The organism is Nitrospira marina (assembly GCF_059568365.1).
In genome coordinates this window covers 3,011,627-3,032,685 of the sequence record NZ_JCANTH010000001.1, presented here as the reverse complement: position 1 = coordinate 3,032,685, position 21,059 = coordinate 3,011,627, and the positions used below count along the sequence as shown (strand labels likewise).

Below are 21,059 nucleotides of genomic sequence, written 5' to 3'. Positions count from 1 at the left end.
AGCAGATCAATTATGTGGAACTTTATTATTCGTAATATTGCTCAGCGTTTGGTTCTGCTGGTCATTGTGTCTTTTCTGGCCCATTCCTTTATTCATCTGGCCCCTGGGGAACCCAGTGAGGTAGATCCCATGAATCCAAGGATGAAACCGGAAGATATCGCCAAGATTCGCGCGGCCTTTCATTTGGATGACCCGCTCTATGTGCAATATGCGTATTGGATAAGGGACCTGGCTTCGGGGGAACTTAAGTCGTTCAAAGATAGTCAGCCGGTCCTCCCTAAAATTTGGGATCGATTCCTGAATTCCTTGCCTTTGTTTATTCTGGCCACCATTTTGGTGTGGACATGGGCCTTTCCAGCGGGGATTTATGGGGCGGTCTTTCGAGGCGGGTTGTATGATCGGCTGACCGTGTTTTCGTCGTATGCGCTCATTTCGGTTCCGGGGTTTTTCCTGTCGTTTTTAGCCATTTTGTGGGTAGTTGGATGGTTGGGGGTTCCGGTGATCAGTATCAAAACCTTCGGGATGGAGCATGCGCAGCCCGTCTATCAATTAATGGATCGTATCTGGCATTTGGTGATTCCATCCGTCATGACCGCGATCGGGGGAATTGCGGTGTTGTCTCGCTATGTCCGCTCTCAGATGTTAGAGGTGTTGGGTCAGGATTATGTCCGGACCGCCAGGGCCAAAGGTCTTCAGGAAGATACCGTGATTTATGGCCATGCGTTGGGGAATGCTCTGTTACCGTTTGTGACCATGTTCGGTCTTCTGCTCCCGGGGTTGATTGGCGGGGCCGTGATCTTCGAGCAGATTTTTGCCTGGCCGGGGTTGGGACGGTTAGCCTATGAAGCCATTCTTTCACGGGACTTTCCCATCATCATGACGCTCAACTTTATCGCCGCAGTTCTGACCTTATTGGGCACATTAATTTCGGATATTCTCTATGCGGTGGTGGATCCAAGGATCCGCTTGGATTGATTACGAGAACCGGAGGAACGATTTATTCATGAATCACTCGAAGGCCGACACTCCACAAAAAGCCGGTCTGGCCACCCTCGATGCGGAAGGTCTGGCTCCGCAAGAAACGCCGTGGGAAGAATTTCTACGGATATTTACCAAAGACTACCAGGCCCTCTTCGGTTTTTGGGTTCTCGTGCTGCTCTTGCTGATGGCGTTATCCGGGAAAGTGCTGACAGAATGGTGGGTCGTGTTCGATCCCGAAGCCGTAAGGCTGACAGATAAATTCCTTCCCCCCCTGTCTGTGCCTTCTTCTGATAGCATTCCGGAGGACAGGCCGTTTGGGGGTGTCTATCTCATGGGCACGGACGAATTGGGACGTGATGTGTTTGCCCGAATGTTCCAGGGTTCGTTTGTGTCTTTATCCATTGGGTTTGTGGCAGTCGGAATTTCCTTGGGAATTGGCATCTTGTTAGGCGGGCTGTCCGGTTTTTACGGACACGTGAAGTTGTGGTTTATCACGGTCGATACCCTGATTATGCGATTTACCGATGCGATGATGTGCTTCCCGACATTTTTTCTCATCCTTACTGCCGTGGCTCTGCTCCCGCCGAGCATCTACACCATCATGATCATTATTGGATTATTTAGCTGGATGGGGACGGCCCGATTTGTGCGGGCGGAGTTTTTGTCCATCCGTGAACAGGACTATGTGACCGCAGCTAAAGCGTTAGGGATACCCGAGGGCCGAATTATTTTTCGTCATATGGTGCCCAATGCTCTGGCACCGGTATTTGTGTCCGCTACGATTGGGGTGGCCTCCGCGATTTTAACGGAATCAGGTTTAAGCTTTTTGGGATTTGGAGTGCCTCCGCCCTATGCCACATGGGGGAATATTTTGTCGGATGGTAAGGGATTTGTGTTTGATGCGCCGTGGCTATTCTTTATTCCGGGTATGGCGATTTTTATCGTCGTGCTGGCCTTTAACCTTGTTGGAGAAGGCCTGCGTGAGGCCTTAAATCCGAAATTGCGAAGCCGGTAGATGGAATCTCGCGTACACCCACTCTTACAGGTGTCCAACCTCAGGACCTCTTTCTTCACCGATAAAGGAGAAATCAAAGCGGTCGATGATGTGAGCTTTTCCATTCAGGGCGGACAGACGCTGGCCTTAGTTGGGGAGTCCGGTTGCGGAAAATCCGTGGCGGCCTTATCGATCATGCGCCTGATCGCTTCTCCGGGGCGTGTGATTGGCGGCACGATTCAGTTCAAAGGTCAAAATTTGCTGGACCTTTCGGAAAAGGACATGCGCCGGATTCGAGGAAAGTCCATCGGGATGGTCTTTCAGGAACCCATGACTTCGCTAAATCCCGTGATGTCGATCGGCGATCAGATCGGTGAGGTCCTGAAAATTCATACAACCCTCTCGGATCGCGACATTCGGAAAGAAGTCATCAGCTTGTTGGAAAAGGTCCGCATTTCAGCTCCGGAGCGCCGCCTGGATCAATACCCTCATGAAATGTCGGGCGGAATGAAGCAACGCGTGATGATTGCCATGGCCCTGGCCTGTCAACCTGATCTGCTGATCGCCGACGAACCGACCACGGCTCTGGACGTGACCATACAAGCGCAAATTCTGGATCTGCTCTCGGCTCTCCAAAAGGATATGGGTATGGCGATTCTTCTGATTACGCATAATTTGGGGGTGGTCGCGCAATTTGCCCGGGATGTCATCGTCATGTATGCGAGTAAGATTGCCGAACGGGCAACCGTGAAAGAATTATTCCGGAATCCCAGTCATCCCTACACGAGCGCGCTCTTGAAATCGCTGCCTCGACCGGGTGAACGTCAGACCAGGCTGGAAGCGATTCCCGGAACGGTGCCGTCCCCTTTACAGTATCCGGTAGGGTGTCATTTTTCTTCACGCTGTCCGGACGTGATGGATCATTGTCCTCTTCAGCCCCCACCCACGGTGCAAGTAGGAGAGTCCCATGAGACCGTGTGCTGGCTGTATGACAAAAAGGAGCCATGATGGGACAGACCTTCATGTCCAATTCTGTTGCAAAAGAATTTTTTATCCCACTTTAAGATTTCGTTGTTACTGATGACCGAATCCACGACATCCCTACTCCAAGTCACAGGATTAAAGAAATATTTCCCCGTTCGGAGCGGGCTTTTTTCCCGTGTATCCGCATGGGTCCAGGCGGTCGACGATGTCACTTTCCACCTGAAACAGGGGGAAACGTTGGGCCTGGTCGGGGAGTCGGGTTGCGGCAAAACCACGGTGGGACGAAGTATTCTCCGGCTCATGGAGCCGACTGCGGGAACAGTAACCTTCGAGGGAAGGGATGTGTTGGCACTCTCTTCGAAGGAGTTACGGCAGACACGTCGCCGGATGCAAATCATTTTTCAGGACCCGTATAGCTCACTCAATCCACGCATGACCATCGGGGCCATTGTGTCGGAGCCGCTCAAGATCCATGAGATCGCCAAAGGGCAGGACCTGCAGGATCAAGTGAATCAGTTGTTTGTTCGTGTGGGGTTGCGGCCCGAGCATCAGTCACGGTATCCCCATGAATTCTCAGGCGGCCAACGTCAGCGGGTTGGCATTGCCCGTGCTCTCGCACTCAATCCAAAATTCATTGTCTGTGATGAAGCAGTATCGGCATTGGATGTGTCCATTCAAGCGCAAATTCTGAACTTGCTTCGCGATCTCCAGCAGGAATTCCATCTTTCGTATTTGTTCATAACCCATGATCTCAATGTGGTCCAATATCTTGCCGACCGGATTGCGGTCATGTATGTGGGCAAGTTCGCAGAAGTCGCTCCGGCTGAAGATCTCTTTGCCTCCCCCAAGCATCCCTACACACAGGCCCTGCTCTCGGCCAATCCGGTTCCCGATCCAACAGCACCACCCAAACGCATTATCCTTCCCGGCGATGTCCCCTCGCCCTTAAATCCTCCAGCCGGATGCCGGTTCCATCCCCGCTGTCCCGAAGTCATGGATGTCTGCAAAACAGTGGAACCAAAATTGACTCAAATCGGTCCTCCCGAAAAAGGCCATCAGGTCTGGTGTCACCTGTATCCTTAAGCAACTTCGGACACAAGCGTTGCGGGTCTAATGAGCACGCGTTTTGTAAAAAATTCAATTTGTCTGTTCAGCTATTGAACGAACCCGTGAACATTCTGTTAGGCTTTACTCACCGGGTCATCCTGAGCCCACGGCGAAGGATCTGTGCCCAGGTGCAGAGCCAGGGCCAAGCGTGGGCCCACACTTTTTTTTCTGAATCTTGGAGGGAAAGGTGTGCGACGTTCACCCTATTCGCTGACCTAGTGATTCACCCTTTCGCACTTATGATGGAACTATGCCATTCCGTATCCCACACCGTCGCTATGCGCTGGATAGCGTTGACTAGTTTGTGAATCAAGACGACAATCAAACAGAAAATTCCAGGACGTTTTTCATGTTATTCCTATCTGTGTAATCAATATTTGGCCGACCCATCTAAGAAATGACAGACTCACCAATTTCAGAATCAAATTCATTGATCGTCTCCCGAAAAATATTCGAAGGAACACGATATGAAGCCACTGATGAAGACATAAGAGATTTATCAAGAAACATAATTCTGTTGGAACAGCGAGGGCTCACCGAATTGAATCGAAGACTTATTGAGTGTCGCACAAGCGTTTGGGACACACTTGTTGAGCACAATTTTGCCGTTTCAATGGTTTCGGTGTTCGATCCCAGCGTATCTATCTCCTATGAACCAACAGAGGGGTTGCAACGACCACCAGATTTTAAAATAACTAAAAATGCCATTACATATTGGATTCAAATAAAAAACTTATCGAGATTAGAAAGAGAGAACAGGCAGGCAAAAATTATTGAAGAAATTGAGAGGCAGATATCGGCAATCAAAATTAGTAAATTGTTTGGCTGCAACCTTGCGGAAGATTTTTCCCGAAGTGACATTCCAGCTCTTATTGCTTATATTTCGAATGTAGCGAATACGGCTCCTGAAGGCGAAGAGTTTATCTTCGGAAATGAAGCATCGCCAAAAGCAAAATTGGAATTTTGGCTTCCCAACAGAAAATCTTTATCTCATTTGTCTTTGGGTGTTTCCGGTGACATTGATATGGTTGACCAAACTGGGCTTGCCAAAGAACAAATCAAGCAAAGCGTTCGGAATGCAACTGGAGCGTTTGATTGGAGTGCCAATGAAAAAACCATCAATATCGTTGCAATGGACTCTGAATCTCAAAAAGATATTGACATTTGCGAGGCCTTATTCGGTACAGAATTTGAGAGGCTTCGGGCAGGCCATCATAGTTGGGAGAGAAAGTCGGATGGCCTGTTTGAAGAGCACCCATTTAATGAAAGACTCGTTGGTTCAATTGCATTAAGGAGGAACGATAAAGGGGTGCCTATAAGTAATTATAGGATGTTGTTTTTCCTCAATGAATCATTTTTGAATTGCAAGGAAAATATAACGAGCCTTTTCTCATTTGACCAAATTATCAGAAAAGACATGCGCCCTCCTATGGGATCCGCAAACTTTGGTAATTAGGCCAACAAGAGAAATGCGGAAGAAGCATGGTCGGCTGAATAGACTACCTGTCGAGCACTGGCTTCTACACTTGGGCACAGATCCTTCGCCGCCGGCTCAGGATGACAATCTGAGTAGGGCCTCATCGAGACATCCCGTATTTGTCCAGTCTCTGAATGGTGAAATCTCAGTTTTCACAAAATATTCTTAGAGTTTCATTTTTGTTTGGGTCTGAACAAGTACGTATTGTCCGCGCCTCTTTTTGTTAGGGCACATTCCGATATAATGATTATGAGGATGGTTACATAATGACTGATTCCTACACCATTGGCACTCTTCTGCTGGACCGTCTGTACAAGCTGGGGCTGCACCATATTTTCGGCATTCCCGGCGATTATGTTTTGACGCTCTTTAAGCTCATCGAAGAATCGCCTATCCGGCACATCGGAACGACCCGGGAAGATTGTGCGGGCTTTGCGGCGGATGCCTATGCGCGCATACATGGAATCGGCGGCGCATGTGTGACCTATTGCGTGGGTGGGTTGAATATGGTCAATGCCGTTGCCTGTGCCTATGCCGAGCGGTCGCCGGTGGTGTTGATCTCCGGCTCACCCGGCCTGAATGAACGAGTCAATAATCCCTTCCTTCACCACATGGTCCGCGATTTCTCGACCCAGCGTGATGTCTTTGAAAAAATTACGGTGGCTTCCGTCGTGTTGGACGACCCTCATACTGCCGAACGGGAGATTGACCGCGCCTTGAAGGCCTTAATGCAATTCAAGCGGCCCATCTATTTGGAGATTCCACGAGACCTCGTGATGACTCCCGTGCAGGCGGCCTCAACCAAACCACCGACAGTCACGGCCTGCCAGAGTGATCCGGCGGCACTCAAAGAAGCCGTTGCAGAAGTTCGCAGCATTCTGTCCGGTGCCGAACGTCCGGTTATTCTGGCCGGCGCCGAAATTCATCGATTCGGTCTTCAGGACCAATTGACCGAACTGGTCGAGCATATGAATGTGCCCATCGCCACGACCTTGCTTGGGAAGTCCGTCCTTCGCGAAGACCATCCATTGAATATCGGGGTGTACGGCGGCCTGGTGGGGCGGGAAGAAATTCTGGAATTCGTGGAAAATGCCGACTGTCTACTGACATTAGGAACATTGCTCACCGATGTTGAGGATGTCAAAGCGCATGCCACGCTCCTGGCGGCAGGCCGGACCGTTCATGCGACGGCGGACTCCATTGCGATCAAGCATCATAAATATGAAGACGTCCGTTTTGAAGATTTTATTCAAGCCCTGGTGGCGTCCCCCTTGCCGTCGTTCCCTGCACGAGCGCTCCCGCCACGTGATAGTGTTCGTTTTGACCCACCTGGTCCGGAAGCGGCAGTGACCCTTCGCAATGTGTTCGGATATTTGGATGGTTTGCTCAACGAGAAGACGGTGGTGATTGCCGATGTGGGGGAGTCGCTGTTTGCCGCGGCGGATCTGCGTGTACGAAAAAGTGCGGATTTCCTGTCTCCGGCCTATTACACCTCCATGGGATTTAGTGTCCCGGCCGCTCTCGGTGCGGGGTTTGCTGATCCCGGACTGAGGCCCCTTGTATTAGTAGGTGATGGCGCATTCCAAATGACCGGTACTGAATTGTCCACCTGTATTCGCTATGGGCAGGCCCCCATTGTGGTGGTGCTGAATAACCGCGGCTATGGGACGGAAAGGGAAATTCTCGAAGGTCCGTTCAATGACATCCATGAATGGCAGTACGAGAAGATTTGTGATGTGTTGGGTGGAGGTGTGGGCCATCGAGTGGGCACGTTTGGAGACTTAGTCCAAGCTTTGAACCTTGCCGTTGGTGATCCGAAGCAAGTCCATGTACTGAATGTGCTGCTTGATCCTCGTGACCGTTCCACTGCCATGAAGCGAGTCGCCCAAAGACTGGCCAAACGGATGGCAGGACAAAAGACCTGAGATTCCTTTTTAACTTTGATCTGCTATGAGCGCCACACTAGGAAAATTTTTTAAAGAATTTGGCTTAGTTTTCCTCGTGAACGGAGCTGCTTTCAAGATTCAAGCGGGGTGCCTCTTTTGGATCTTCTAAAGATCATAGCACCAAACCGTTCCCCTGCGAGATTCACTGACGTGTCGTTTAACGTTGGACTGTTAATGCCCTCTTACCCGTGCCATGTCCGAGGAGAAGGGAGATATATTTGTTCAAAGTTGAAATATTGAAGGGCTAACGAAGAAGTTTGTCATAGTCGGCGTGAATTCCAATCCAAAACCACAGGACCCCATCCGAAACGTCAACGCCAAGCACGCGATAGTGTATACCTACTCGAGCTGACTAACAACGAGTGACTTTTTTGAATTGCAGAGAGGGATGACGCGGGTTAGTCTTTAGCTGCTCAAAAGCCTTATCAGCAAGTACCTGAATGGGAGAAGGAAGAGACCGATAGCAAGACCAAAATTCAGGAGAGGCGTAGTGATTCAAAACTTGGTTGATTGTCCAGCTTTGTGGGCGAGAATATTTCGCTCAGCGATGGAATCAAGTTTTCCCGCCTCGACATCAGCGGTAAACTGATCATCCCAGGCCTGGGCATCAAATGAGGCATACCATGCACGAAATTTGGCCAGTTCCTCCGGCGAGAGAGTCCTTATCTGTTGTTCAATCGATTCAACCTTACTCATTTAAATACCCCGCAATATAGAAAAAGTATATCAAGAGACATGGCTGCTGTCAGCTATCGATCATCGCATAATGGTAGCTTCTACGGGCCATTCGGGTTTGCTAGGCCTTGCTATTTTAATATTTCCACCAAATGAAACCTATGGAATCGCTGGTTATCCCTTAGCTACCTTTGCACGTAGCTCACGGGGACTCTCGTCTCACAATTCTTTGTAAACCCCTTTCATTTTTCGCTTTCACGATATTCATCAAAAACCCTTGTCCTGATTGGTTGCGGGCTTGATTCATGCGCCCGTATAATGGGCTCGTTTGAGACAAATTTTTCCTTTCAGCCAGGATAGGACCCTTCTTATGAGTACCGAGACCGTCGAAAAAGATTCCAGAAACTACCCGATTCTCCGGAATTTGCAATATTCCCCGCTGAAGCAGGGGGAAGAGCAATACATTGTGTTGTGGGACCCTTCCGGTCTGTCTTCTGAAAAGCTGGTATTGCCGCTGAATTTTTTCTATCTGTTTCAGTTTTTTGATGGAGAACATTCCCTGGAACAGGTTGGGGCCGAGTATCTCAAGAAGTATGGTGAATTTATGATGCCGGATCGCCTCACAAAATTGGTGAGCGATCTGGACGAGAAATTGTTTTTGGAAGGGGAGCGACTGAAGCAGGTGCAAGCGGAAGCCTTTGAGGCCTATAGAAAGCTTGAATCGAGACCGATGGCGTTCGACGGGCAGCAATATGAATCCGATCCGGCTAAATTGCGAGCGCAGATCGATGGGTTTTATTCCTCCAAAGAAGGTCCGGAAAAAGGGAAAGCGGAATGTGCCGGTCAGACGATTAAAGGTCTTGTCGCCCCGAATTTTGAATTAAAAGGTGCAGGGCCCATTTACGCGTGGGGCTATCAGGAATTACGGGAAGGCCAGGTCCCGGATGTGTTGGTGTTGATCGGCACCTGCCACGCCGGTCTCGAAGGGGGAATTGCCTTTACGGATAAGGATTTTGAAACGCCGTTTGGGACCGTGCCGGTCAATCGTGCGATTATCGACTTAATCCGCAAAGAAACCGGTGAAACTTTTTTTGTGGAGGATATTGCCCATCTTCGAGAGCATAGCCTGGAGTTGCAACTGCCATTTCTTAAGCATGCGCTGGGTGAAGGGCGGGAGGTTTCCATTGTACCTATTCTCGTTGATTTTCCTCCGGAGACATTGACAGGTGGCGAGTATCAACAGCTTTTTCACCGCATTGATCAATTTCTCACGATTACTAAACGTGCGATCCAGGCCAGCGGGCAACAGGTATGTGTCATTGGCAGCGCCAATTTGGCGCATATCGGGATTCGCTATGGAGACAAAACGCCTCCCACTGATTTTTCATTTCACCGATGTATGCAGATTGATCTGGAAATGTTGAAGAAGGTGGAAGAAGCGGACCCGGAAGGGTTTGCAGAATTTATCTTGAAAGAGGGAAATCAGCGGCGCATTTTAGGATTTGGGGTCATTTTTTCCCTGATGAAACTGCTCAAGCGTGATGAGGAGGATTTTAAAGGGCAGGTGCTACGCTATGATCGGGGTATTACCGATCAGTTCAATTCGACGGTGACTTACGCCAGTATCGTGTTTGTCTAACGGGTCTGTTGAAAAAAGCCGCCAGCGGCGTTCTCCCCATTTTTCCGTGCTCACGTATTGCACATACGCTCCGCGCGAAAAAATGGCTGTGGCCTTTGCTGGACGGACCCTTCGGGAAGACTCAGGGCATGCTTTTTGGAACAGACCCGAATCTTCCAAGGGGCCGTATGACTGTGCATGTTTTGCCCTCGGAGATTAGTATTATTCAACACTCCGCTTAAGGGCTATTCTTCTGCTCTGATCTTCATTGTTACCGGTTCCAACGGATTGTCCCGGCTGTCGCATGGCAAGGCGGCAATCTGATCCACCACCTCCATACCTTTCACCACCCTGCCAAATACCGTGTACATGCGATCAAGACTGCTGGTGTCTTCAACGATGATATAGAACTGCGATCCGCTATCGGAGATATCCCTGGTGGCATCGGGATTTCGTGGAACTTTGGCCATGGCAACCGTCCCGCGACGGTGAGGTCGATCACTCGGTTCGGACGGGAGGCTAAACCCCGGTCCCCCGGTGCCATGGAGTTCCCGGTCAGGATGTTTGCTCAATGGGTCTCCACCCTGGATCAGAAATTTCGGCACGACCCGGTGAAATGTCGTGTCATCGTAGAATTTCAGCCTGACGAGATTGAGGAAACTTTCCACATGTCGGGGCGCGTCGTCCGTAAAAAAGCGGATTTCTATATCCCCGAATTTTGTGGAGATAATGGCCTTGGGATTTTTCTTTTTGAATTGTAAGGGAGATGGTGTCGTCACAGTTCTGGCACTCTACCAAGGGATCGCAAAGTTCATCAAGCATCACGGACATTTGCGTTGAGGGGACACACAGAAATATGTGTTGACAAGAGACAATGTCAGCACCTCAGGCATGGTATGGCTCTGAAAACGTCACATCATTTGGAATGTCGTTTCGAGCAGATCGCAACTTTTTCCAAGGTGGTCTTCTCCCGGAAAAGAGTGCTGTAAGCTCTGGCACTGCCTTTTCACATCAGAAGAACTGAGCAGGGTCCGGATCCCCGTGGCAATGGTGGAAGCTTTGAACCTTCGTTTACGAATGATCCTGCCCACCCCTAATTTTTCAACCCGAGCGGCATTATCAAATTGGTCAAACGCCAGGGGTTGAATCACTTGTGGGGTGCCTGCTCGTAAGGCCTGGGAACAGGTGCCGATGCCTCCATGGTGGATGAGGGCCGCCCCATGCAGGAGGAGTTGGCTGAGGGGCACATAGGAAAAGTGCGTGATCCCCTTCGGGAGATACGGAGGAAGTTGTTCGGGGTATCGGGTCAGAAAAATCGCCGGCCGTCCCAGTTCCTGGCTGGCTTCGGCCGCCTCCTTGAAAAAAGATCGGCCATGTTTATTGGCCGAGCCAACGGTATAGATGAGGGGCTCCGGGTGTGCATCCAAAAAATCCTGTACGGTTGCGGGAAGGACACTGTCCGGAGCTTCATCATAGAGGGGAAAGCCGGTGACATGGGTTTTCGGAGGCCAGTCAGGTTGAGGGGAAGCAAACCACTCAGGAAACAGACCCAGGACCAGATCGGGTGAATGCAGCCAGTTGTGGAAGATCCGAGAAACTGGTGGCAGGCCGAGCTGACGGCGAAAATCATTGAGTTGGGGTTTCACGATAGGATCGATGAACGTGTGATCGAGAAATTTCCACATGCCGTCTTTGAATGCAACGGGCAACCAATCCGGAAGAGTCAGGCCGGGGATTTTGGGAGCTTGGTGGGCCGAGTGGAAGACACCTGGTGAAAAATGGACGGTGGCGTGAGGAATGTGGTGGGTTTCTTGAAGAAGGCGAGCGGCAAACCCCAGAGTGGAACTAATCAGCAGGGTGTTTCCCTGAATGATTTTTGACTTGAGGAGCGAATAGGTTTCTTCCAAGGCGCTCGAGACGATCTGTTTCATGAGGAGCCGCCAGCCTTTGTGGGGATGCCACAAATCAGGATTGTTGGCTATCGCCTCATAGTCATCGGCCGTTCCCAACGCGATAAACGCGACTCCCGCTTTGTGAACCAGTTCTTGGAAATGGGCACTGGTGAAGATTGTGACTCTATGCCCGCGTTGCTGGAGTTCTCTGGCCATCCCCACCAGGGGCAGGACATCCCCGTAACTCCCCACAGCCAGAATAAGAATCGTCATTGAGGTTGACCTGGAGTTACCCTTGGAATTTCTCGCCTGCAAATGCGAGGTTATTCGTCTGCCACCGTTTCAACCGGCAAAAGCCCCAAGGCATATAGAGTCCGAAGGTGATAATCGTGAGCACCATGATCAGGAGCCAGGTCCCAAAAAAGCCTAATCCCGTTCCGTGAAAGACGAGTTGGCGATTCCCGATGAAGGTGTGTTCTGAAATCCAGCGCTGCTGAGCGGAATAGGCCCACGGAAAAAATAAGCCAAAGGTGATCACGGTCAACACCCACGTCCAGATAAATAACCATAAACAACTGAATCCCGTGCCGCGAAAATCAAAATGCTGATGATTCATAGGCTCCCTCATAAAAATGTGGAGAATTCCCCACAGCCTACCATGGGAAGGTTTGTTGGTGAATAAATATATACATAGGGACTGTTGAATATTGTAAAAAGTTCGCCGCTTCATCAGCTTAGGAGTCAACGAGGCTCACCAGAGAAAAATAGTGGAGTGTTCAAAAAGGCGCGTCCAGCAAGGCCGCAGCCGCTTGGACGAGCGGAGCGTACGGAGGAGTACGTGAGCACGGCCAAGGGGCGAGAACGCCGGTGGCGGCATTTTTCAACACTCCCACTTAAGATTTTTCTGCGGGCGGGCTGAGAGCTGAGAGGAAGCGGTATTTGCTGTGAGAGCATCCCAAAAAGGGGAGGCCACGGAACCGGAAGAGCATTTCAGAAAATCTAGAGATTGACCTTCATCCCGGAGTCATACTAGCGTAACACTTATGACGAAATACCGGGACAGACGGGTTTGGGAGGGCTGTCCTTTCTTTGGTCTTCAGGGAAAAGGAGGAAATGATGAAAAAAGTAGCTGTGATTCTTTCAGGTTGTGGGTTTTTAGATGGAGCTGAAATTACCGAAGCCATTAGCACGCTCATTGCCATCGGCCAAAACGGAGCAACATATGAGGTGTTTGCCCCGAATAAAGAGGTTGCGGAAACGAATCACCTCACTCAAAAACCCACCGGACAGAAACGAAATGTCTTGCAGGAGGCCGCTCGTATTGCTCGCGGCGAGATTCAGCCATTAGAACAACTCAAGGCGAAGGATTTCGATGCTTTGGCCTTTCCTGGAGGTTTTGGAGCCGCGTTGCATCTCTGTGATTTTGGAGAAAAGGGAAGCGGTGGGAACATTGATCCACAGGTGGCCAGAATCGTGAAAGAATTTAGTGAGAGCCATAAACCTATCGCGGCCATTTGTATCGCGCCGGCTATCATGGCATTGGCTTTGGGAACAAAAGGCGTCAATGTGACCATTGGAGAAGACGCCGGAACCGCGTCTGAGTTAGAAAAAACCGGTGCCAAACATCAGAATTGCGCGGTGGAACAATATGTCGTGGATCACAGTAATAAAGTCATCACCACGCCTGCCTATATGTATGGATCAGCCAGGCCCCACCAGATTTTTGCCGGTGTCAGTGGGGCGATTGCGGAATTGATTAAGATGGCCTGACGGCAGGGGTCGAGTCCAGATAAACAGTAAAACTCCGCTCCCAATGCAGACCAGAAAAATTGTCAAGAAAGCCGAAAAAGGAAAAATCAGGAGGGAGCATCCGAAAAGTCCAAGCATGAAAACCGTTGCCGTGACTTTCGTGTTCTGATTGATACTGCCTTCATGGTGCCAATTTTGTATCATCGGGCCCAACAGGGGTTGACTGAGCAGCCATGAATTGATGCGAGGAGAACTTTTGGAGAAGCACGAGGCGGCAAGCAGGACAAATGGCATGGTGGGCAGGAGTGGAAAAAATAACCCCAAAATCCCGAGAGCAAGACTGGCCCACCCTATAACCAGCAGAATAAGTCGTACGGGCCAGGCTGGCATGCTTATGAACCCTAATGGGAATGAGTCATGACTGGCGAAAATTTCTTGTGATTCATTGTGAATGTTATCGGCCTCATTACGCGAAAAATTGACAGATGCATTTGGGATGAACGTGATGGTCTGTCAACGATGACTTTGCTGCGCTTGTATGACTACAACACGAGTTGTCGTCGCAAGTGGCAACCTGATTTCAAAACGGTGTGTTCACATGTAAAGGAGGTGAAGATGGGACCTACAAAAGTCATTCCCAAAGACGGTGCACTTTACGAGGTCAAGACCGGCAAACTTGTTCAAGACGGTCTTCCGACACGAACCGAGCAGGAGGCCTATGTGGCGCAACATTATCTGGTCCTGCCGGTTATTGATAAGGCGGGGAAGCCATGGGCTCTTGATGGGCAACCGGTGTATTGTCTCCACGGAACGCAATTCGAAACCGTCGACGATCAAAAGGTCCATTTAGCCCGATGCCCTGATTGTGGGGGAATGGGTATCCGGGATGACGAACCGTTGGTGGAATCCGATTGTATCCGATGTGTCCAATGCGGGCATGAGTTCGATACCAGGCTCGAGATGATGGAGAACTGAAAAATGCAAGAAGTTCTCTCCGGGTCTAGAGGCCAAAAGGCAGCTGGAAAGAAAACGTACGGGTCATTTTGGAGTAGCGTTCTTGAGGATCGCTTAAAAGGTCACGGGCATTCTGGCGGAAATACTCGAGGATCGTGAATGGAGGGTGGGGGAGAACACGGTTCTTCGTGGGAGGCGATAAGCATGCCTCCCACGAAGCGATAGGCGGGTCAAGAAAGATGCCTTTTACTTATTTTGGGCAATTTTTTCCGTGGCTCGGGGACCCACCGAAGGCATCAGAGCCAGATCCTTGGCTTCATCGCTTACTTCAAGAAGAGCAATGGCTCCCGTGAGCGCATCTTTCAGAGAGTGGGTTACGATCGGATAGACCCCTTTTTGTTCCACGACGACATCCAGAATCGCTCCATCCGCCGCGCCGATCACCTGGGTTTGGATCCCTTGCATGCGGTTGGCGGGGTTTCCGCTGGGCCAGACATCGTCCCAAATTTCTGCAATCGGATGAAGTGAGGAAAAATTATTCGGCCCGATGTTGACGAAGTAAAATCGTACCCGGTCACCCGGCTTGGCGGTGAGGAACTCTCCTCCCTTTGCTGCATGAACGGGATCATACTTAAATACCCCGCCGTTGAAGACGACATGGTCATTTTTCGCGTCCATCATCGCCGCGACGTCATCAGGATCTTTTGTGAATAACTCCGATTGCACCAGCACATATTCCCGGTCAGCCTTTGGCATCGCACTCGCATCTTTGGGATCCACAATGACGGCCCCGAACATGCCGCGGGCAATATGTTGAATCATCGGAAATGCGCCGCAGTGATAGGCAAAGACTCCTGGCCGTTTCGCTTCCCAGACATATTCCAGAGACTCTCCGGGGTTTACGTCACGATAATTCGCGAGGAAATCCGTTTCCGCTGCATGAAAGTCCATGGAATGTGGGCGACTATTGTTCTCGTGGTTTTTGAGGATGAAATGCACCTGGTCACCCTCGGTCACGCGGACGACGGGACCCGGAATCTGACCGTTAAAGGTCCATGCTTTATAAGTGGTGCCTTTACCGTCAATGATGACTTCCGTTTCTACGGCGGTGAGTTCCACCTTCACCTTTTTAGCCTCGACTTGTGAGGCAAATGTGAAAAGACTTCCGGTCATTGCTACTAGCGCAATTCCCAACCCTATCCGGCCTGAATGTCGATTCTTCATTCTTCCATCCTTTCCAACAAACATAAATGTAATTAATGCGAGAGATGGCTGGCTATATTTGCCAACAGATGCAACATGTCCTTCTTGATGTTTCAAGCAGATACTGTGCCAAACGTCAGTAAAGTATAAGATATTGATTTTTAAGTAATTAATTGCATGTATTTCAATGAGTTTGCAACAATATTTTGTTTAACACCAATATTTTGCTGTATGGCAGCAATATATTGTTTAATGTGAGAGGAACACCAAATTCTGCCTGTTTTTCCCTTTTCAACACTCCTAGAGGGACAATAGACCTGATGAGCAATACCAATGGCAGTTATCTGGCGGAGATGCGATTTCGGGCCGTAGCCCAGTCATCGCACGATGCCATCATTATCGCAGATCAATCAGGGACCATCCTGTTTTGGAATAAGGGGGCCAAAGACATCTTCGGCTATGAAAGCGAGGAGACCGTCGGCCAGCCGCTCATCATGCTTATGCCTGATCGCTACCGACAGGCGCATCAAGCCGGGCTTGAACGATACAGCACCAGGGGAGAAACGCGAATTCTCGGAGAGACCGTGGAACTGAGTGGTTTGCGAAGAAACGGAGAAGAATTCCCCCTCGAACTCACGCTTTCGGCCTGGAAAGAAGAAGAGCGCCTCTTTTTCAGCGGAATCATTCGAGATATTTCTCAACGAAAAGAAGCCGAAGAAGCCCTTCAGCGATCGGAAGAAAAGTATCGCGCCATCTTTAATCAGGCTGTGGAAGGGATCTACCAGGCGACACCTGCCGGTGCCTTCCTCAATGCCAACACGGCTCTAAGTCATTTGTTGGGGTACGACTCCCCTCAAGCCCTGATGGAAACCGTCCAGGATATCGGTTCCCAACTCTATGTCGAGCCAACGAAGCGGGAGGAGTTTTGCCGGTTGCTGGAGCACCAGGATGTCATCACGGATTTTGAGTCGCAGGTCTATCGGGCGGACGGAACACCAATTTGGATTTCAGAAAATGCCCGTGTGATTCGCAACGCGGAAGGAGCGGTGCAGTGGTATCAAGGATTTCTGGTCGATATTAGCGGGCGTAAACAGGCCGAAGCCCTCCTGGAACGACAAAACCGCTTGCAAGCGGAAAACCGGTACCTACAGGAAGAAGTCCTCGAAGCCGGAGCCTTCGGGGATCTCGTAGGCCAGAGTCCAGCCCTACACAACGTGATCCGTCAAATCGCTCTCGTGGCACCCACGGAGGCCACTGTGCTGATTCTCGGTGAATCCGGAACCGGGAAAGAATTGGTTGCCAGGGAAATTCATAAACGCAGTCAACGGAAAGACCGGCCGTTAATCCGCGTGAATTGTGCCTCCATTCCTCGGGACCTGTTTGAAAGTGAGTTTTTTGGTCACGTGAAAGGGGCCTTTACCGGCGCGGTCAAAGATCGGGCCGGGCGATTTGGCGCGGCGGATGGGGGAACCTTGTTTCTGGATGAGGTCGGCGAAATTCCCCTGGACCTCCAAAGCAAATTCCTACGAGTCCTGCAGGAGCAGCAATTTGAACGCGTGGGCGAGGAACGCACTCGTCATGTGGACGTCAGAGTGATCGCCGCGACCAACAAGGACTTAAAACAGGAAGTGGAAAACGGTCGCTTCCGGCAGGATCTGTATTATCGCCTCAATGTTTTCCCGCTTGAAATGGCCCCGCTTCGTGAACGGAAAGAAGATATTCCGCTCTTAGCCGAGTATCTTCTCGGGGTTACATCAAAGAAGCTTCACTGTGCGCAACCGAAACTGACGAAAGCCCTGCTGGGTCAATTGCAGCGTTATAACTGGCCGGGAAATGTTCGGGAGTTGCAAAACGTCATTGAGCGGGGTCTGATTCTTTCCGAACGACAGGGATTAGCATTCGATATCCCTCAGCCGGGAGGAGGACGAGCTTCTTTGCAGCCTCAGGAGTCACATGCTTCCCTCATGGCACGGAGTGTGATGACGGAACGGGAAATGCGTCTTCGGGAACGGGAAAATATCGTGGCGGCACTTGAACAGGCAGGATGGAGAATTTATGGAAAAGGCGGCGCGGCAGAACGACTTGGTATTAAACCCACGACGTTGGTTGCCCGCATCAAAAAAATGGGAATTGTGAAGGGAAGGTGAACACGCAAGGTGAATGTCGGAACGTCGTTGCTGCAGATGGCCCCGCCTTACCCCTCACATCTCTGAGTAGTCTTCACTGGACCCACAGAGAGTATAAGGAATTCGTTCAGAACGGCATGTTCTCCCCAAGGCGCTGGTAATCTCAGGAATAGACACCAGTCTTCGAGTCCCTACGCATCAAGATCGTAAAATTCCTCTACCTCACGTCGATGGTCAATCTTCACATTTGAGAAGTGGAGTCGCGTGTCTGATCTCTGACCGCACATCCAACAGACGATGATTGGCCTGTGTTGTCTCGGCTAGACAAAGCTTAACGGTGGCTGGGAAGATACATCCGGAAACCGGACATATGAAACCATACTCGATTTATCTGGTCATTGGTGGATACGGTATGGCCGCGTTGATAATGGGCGTCGTCCTTCCGGAGGTGTTGCCTGGGTGGCGTTGGGCCCATGAGCCCCTCCATTCCACATTGGAAACTGTCGGTGGATTGGCCGCCATTTCCATGGGAATTGTCCTACTTCAAAGAACCACTGACCATACCAAGCAGAAATTCTTTCCCCTCGCCGGTGGCTTTCTCGGGATGGGTATTCTTGAAATCTTTCATGCGATATCAGTACCAGGGAATGGATTCGTATTATTGCGGAGCCTTGCGAGCTTGTTGGGAGGTTTGGGATTCGGGCTGATGTGGCTCTCTGCAACGGGAAAACATCATACTACGATTAAATGGATGCCGTGGGTGATGACCGGTGGAGCCCTTGCCCTTGGCTTATGGACGATTGGATTTCCGCAATATTTACCGGCAATGGTTCGTGAAGGGGCATTCACGCCAACCGCCGTTGCTCCCAAAAGTTTTGCGAGTATGTTGTTTTTTGCCGGATCGCTTCGGTTCTTTTTGGATTATCGAACCTCGGGTCGATCGGAAGATATCCTGTTTGCCTCATTGGCCCTTATGTTCGGGTTTGCGGAATTGATGTTTACCTATTCCGTGATCTGGGACAGTCGATGGTGGTTTTGGCATTTCCTGCGGTTGATGGCGTATTTTTTAGTCCTGGGGTATGTCGGGAGAGGGTATCTGGCCACGATCTCTGATTTACGGACATCATTGATCCAGACCAAACATGCTGAACAGGCCAGTCGTCGCAGTGAACAACAGCTCCGGGCAGTCTTGGAAGACCGGGAACGTATGGCCCAGGATCTACATGACGGCGTCATTCAATCGACATTTGCGCTGAGGCTGAATTTGGAACGGTGTCAACGGCTCATTCCACAGCATCCCAAAGAAGCCCTCACCGGGATCAGTGATGTCTTGATGGAACTCAAGTTTGTAATTCAAGACCTGCGCCGACATATTAATGGTCTTGAACCAGAATGCCTGAATGGACAGCAATGGGTAGAAGAGATGCGCACGCTTGTGCATACGGTGCAAAAAGCCCAGAACCTGGCCTTCCATCTGCAGATTGATCAGGAGGCGGCCGATTTGCTCACGCCGGAGGAAGCCACCCACCTGCTGTTTGTGGTGAAAGAATCCATTAGCAACAGCGTGCGGCATTCACACGCCACGTCAGGCACGGTGTCCCTTCAGGCGCGGGAAGGGACCGTGTGTCTTGAAGTGACGGACAATGGTCTGGGCTTTGACCCTGAGAATACGTATGAGGGGGTTCACGGATTAAAAAATATGGCCGCACGCGCGAAGCGCCTGGGAGCGCATTTTCAGGTGTGGTCGAAACCTCACCGTGGGACTCGAGTTATTTTTGAGATTGCCAAGAAAGGAAGCCATGCCCAGGCGTAAGACAAACACCATCCGTCTCTTACTGGTCGATGATCATGAGGTGCTTCGCCTAGGCCTGAAAACCCTCTTTACCGAAACAGAGAGCATTCAGGTCGTTGGTGAAGCAGGGACCAAAGCTGCGGCGGTCTCAGAAGCCGACCGGCTTCATCCCGATGTGGTACTCATGGATGTCCGTCTGCCGGACGGGAGCGGTATCGACGCCTGTCGTGAGATTCGGAATGCCTCTCCTGAAACCCGGGTGTTGTTCTTGACGCCCTTTGCCGACGACCAAGCGGTGATGGCTACCATCATGGCAGGGGCGAAAGGCTTTCTGTTGAAAGAAATCAGCGGAGAAGAATTAGTCCGAGCGGTACAAACAGTAGCTGAGGGGCAATCCATCCTCGATCCTGCCACCACAGAACGGGTGCTCACCAAGTTGCAGCATTTCTCCATCCCTTCCCCTGACGGCAAGAAAGAATCCTTGGCTCCTCAGGAAATGAAGGTGTTAACACTGGTGGCCGAAGGAAAAACCAATAAGGAAATTGCCGTAGCACTCAACCTGAGCGATAAAACTGTCGGCCATTACCTTGAAAATATTTTCCAGAAACTTCAGGTGACCCGCCGCTCTCAAGCTGCGGCAGAGTTCGTCCGCAGATTCACCCCATAGAGGGAGTGTTGAAAAATGCCGCCAGCGGCGTTCTCGCCCCTTGACCGTGCTCACGTACTCCTCGGTACGCTCCGCTCGTCCAAGCGGCTGGGGCCTTGCTGGACGCGCCTTTTTGAACACTCCACTATTTGTTTTGGTGATCCTCGGTGACTCCTAAGTTGATGAAACGGCAAAATTTTTACAATATTCAACAGTCCCATAGAGGGGTCCCTTCGGTGGGACTCAGGGCATGATTTTTCAATACTCTCATTAGGGGGCATTTACCCCTATTCGCATACGGGAATAATAGTTGCCCGACTTCTGGTGTCCGCACCTACCGCTTTCCTCTCAATTCATACACAATAGCCTCAGACGATGAAGACTCCCAAACGGAGCCTGTTCTCATCCACTGTTCAATCCAAGGAGGCTGTGATGCTCAATTGCATTTCTAAACCATTCCTGACGCTCTCGGCACTGGTGTTTGCTTGTGTGTACGGACTTATTCTGAGTCCCGGTTTGGTTCAGGCAGATAAGACATCGGGCCAGGACACAGTGAAAGTGGTGTATCACCTAAATAGTAACGACCCGGCTCTTGCCAAATACACGATGGCCTTAATTAACAAACACATCGAAGCCGAAGGCGGACCGGATAAGATTGACCTGGTGCTGGTTGTGCATGGTCCGGCCTTGAAGTTATTTGAAAGCGATACGGTCGATCAGGAGTTGAAAGATAAATTGAAGGCGGTGATTGACAAAGGGATCAAGGCTGAAATGTGTCAGGTCTCAATGAAACTGTATGGGACACCGCTGGAGAAATTAGTAGCGGGGTTCATACCCACCGAGCATCCGGTAGCCGTCAAGCGGATTGCCGATCTTCAACGCGCAGGATATGTGTATATCAAACCGTAAGGAGAA

At 50.5% G+C, this 21,059-nt stretch carries 19 protein-coding genes; 13 read left to right on the top strand and 6 right to left on the bottom strand.

What is annotated here, in order from left to right:
- The first annotated feature begins 12 nt into the window (after window positions 1-12).
- From LX98_RS12810 to LX98_RS12785, 6 genes are all read left to right on the top strand, one after another.
- Window positions 13-975 carry an ABC transporter permease subunit gene (locus LX98_RS12810; protein ID WP_496429271.1) on the top strand — a complete coding sequence of 321 codons (963 nt, stop codon included), beginning with the start codon at window positions 13-15 and terminating at the stop codon, window positions 973-975.
- 28 nt (window positions 976-1,003) lie between these two features.
- Window positions 1,004-1,996, top strand: a complete 993-nt coding sequence (locus LX98_RS12805) for an ABC transporter permease subunit (protein ID WP_496429270.1) — start codon at window positions 1,004-1,006, stop codon at window positions 1,994-1,996.
- A complete protein-coding gene (locus tag LX98_RS12800; protein ID WP_496429269.1) occupies window positions 1,997-2,983 on the top strand; it encodes an oligopeptide/dipeptide ABC transporter ATP-binding protein in 987 nt (328 codons plus the stop codon).
- A 72-nt stretch (window positions 2,984-3,055) separates the two neighbouring features.
- Window positions 3,056-4,042, top strand: coding sequence for a dipeptide ABC transporter ATP-binding protein (locus LX98_RS12795; RefSeq protein WP_496429268.1), 987 nt, complete (start codon window positions 3,056-3,058; stop codon window positions 4,040-4,042).
- Between the two features lie 421 nt (window positions 4,043-4,463).
- The gene (locus tag LX98_RS12790) at window positions 4,464-5,522 is read left to right on the top strand and encodes a hypothetical protein (protein WP_496429267.1); all 1,059 of its coding nucleotides are present in this window, start codon (window positions 4,464-4,466) and stop codon (window positions 5,520-5,522) included.
- 287 nt (window positions 5,523-5,809) lie between these two features.
- Window positions 5,810-7,468 carry a thiamine pyrophosphate-binding protein gene (locus LX98_RS12785; protein WP_496429266.1) on the top strand — a complete coding sequence of 553 codons (1,659 nt, stop codon included), beginning with the start codon at window positions 5,810-5,812 and terminating at the stop codon, window positions 7,466-7,468.
- 516 nt (window positions 7,469-7,984) lie between these two features.
- Here the strand turns inward: LX98_RS12785 and LX98_RS12780 are convergent.
- Window positions 7,985-8,185, bottom strand: a complete 201-nt coding sequence (locus LX98_RS12780; protein WP_496429265.1) for a hypothetical protein — start codon at window positions 8,183-8,185, stop codon at window positions 7,985-7,987.
- 349 nt (window positions 8,186-8,534) lie between these two features.
- Here LX98_RS12780 and amrB point away from each other — a divergent pair, with 349 nt between their 5' ends.
- On the top strand, window positions 8,535-9,803 hold the full coding sequence (gene amrB, locus LX98_RS12775; RefSeq protein ID WP_496429264.1) for an AmmeMemoRadiSam system protein B: 1,269 nt from the start codon (window positions 8,535-8,537) through the stop codon (window positions 9,801-9,803).
- Between the two features lie 224 nt (window positions 9,804-10,027).
- On the opposite strand, the gene LX98_RS12770 is transcribed toward amrB, so the two are convergent.
- The 3 genes from LX98_RS12770 to LX98_RS12760 form a co-directional block, all read right to left on the bottom strand.
- Window positions 10,028-10,561, bottom strand: coding sequence for a peptidylprolyl isomerase (locus tag LX98_RS12770; protein ID WP_496429263.1), 534 nt, complete (start codon window positions 10,559-10,561; stop codon window positions 10,028-10,030).
- Window positions 10,562-10,693: 132 nt separating this feature from the next.
- Window positions 10,694-11,947 (bottom strand): nucleotide disphospho-sugar-binding domain-containing protein, encoded by a 1,254-nt coding sequence (locus tag LX98_RS12765; protein WP_496429262.1) that lies wholly within the window; start codon window positions 11,945-11,947, stop codon window positions 10,694-10,696.
- A gap of 16 nt (window positions 11,948-11,963) precedes the next feature.
- Window positions 11,964-12,290 (bottom strand): DUF898 family protein, encoded by a 327-nt coding sequence (locus LX98_RS12760; RefSeq protein WP_496429261.1) that lies wholly within the window; start codon window positions 12,288-12,290, stop codon window positions 11,964-11,966.
- A gap of 497 nt (window positions 12,291-12,787) precedes the next feature.
- Between LX98_RS12760 and elbB the strand changes: the two genes are divergently transcribed.
- Window positions 12,788-13,444: an isoprenoid biosynthesis glyoxalase ElbB gene (gene elbB, locus LX98_RS12755; RefSeq protein WP_496429260.1), complete on the top strand. Its 657-nt coding sequence runs from the start codon at window positions 12,788-12,790 to the stop codon at window positions 13,442-13,444.
- Here elbB and LX98_RS12750 read toward each other — a convergent pair.
- Entirely contained in the window at window positions 13,376-13,813 is a 438-nt protein-coding gene (locus LX98_RS12750; RefSeq protein WP_496429259.1) for a DUF454 family protein, read from the bottom strand. The genes elbB and LX98_RS12750 overlap by 69 nt on opposite strands.
- 225 nt (window positions 13,814-14,038) lie before the next feature.
- Between LX98_RS12750 and LX98_RS12745 the strand changes: the two genes are divergently transcribed.
- Window positions 14,039-14,398: a hypothetical protein gene (locus LX98_RS12745; RefSeq protein WP_312640047.1), complete on the top strand. Its 360-nt coding sequence runs from the start codon at window positions 14,039-14,041 to the stop codon at window positions 14,396-14,398.
- Between the two features lie 225 nt (window positions 14,399-14,623).
- Here the strand turns inward: LX98_RS12745 and LX98_RS12740 are convergent, their stop codons facing one another.
- Window positions 14,624-15,601, bottom strand: coding sequence for a multicopper oxidase domain-containing protein (locus tag LX98_RS12740; protein ID WP_496429258.1), 978 nt, complete (start codon window positions 15,599-15,601; stop codon window positions 14,624-14,626).
- 299 nt (window positions 15,602-15,900) lie between these two features.
- Here LX98_RS12740 and LX98_RS12735 point away from each other — a divergent pair, with 299 nt between their 5' ends.
- From LX98_RS12735 to LX98_RS12720, 4 genes are all read left to right on the top strand, one after another.
- On the top strand, window positions 15,901-17,727 hold the full coding sequence (locus tag LX98_RS12735; protein ID WP_496429257.1) for a sigma 54-interacting transcriptional regulator: 1,827 nt from the start codon (window positions 15,901-15,903) through the stop codon (window positions 17,725-17,727).
- 349 nt (window positions 17,728-18,076) lie between these two features.
- Window positions 18,077-19,519 (top strand): ATP-binding protein, encoded by a 1,443-nt coding sequence (locus LX98_RS12730; protein WP_496429256.1) that lies wholly within the window; start codon window positions 18,077-18,079, stop codon window positions 19,517-19,519.
- Window positions 19,506-20,165 carry a response regulator gene (locus LX98_RS12725; protein WP_496429255.1) on the top strand — a complete coding sequence of 220 codons (660 nt, stop codon included), beginning with the start codon at window positions 19,506-19,508 and terminating at the stop codon, window positions 20,163-20,165. Before LX98_RS12730 ends, LX98_RS12725 begins: the two co-directional genes overlap by 14 nt.
- 411 nt (window positions 20,166-20,576) lie before the next feature.
- On the top strand, window positions 20,577-21,053 hold the full coding sequence (locus tag LX98_RS12720; RefSeq protein ID WP_496429254.1) for a DsrE family protein: 477 nt from the start codon (window positions 20,577-20,579) through the stop codon (window positions 21,051-21,053).
- Window positions 21,054-21,059 lie beyond the last annotated feature (6 nt).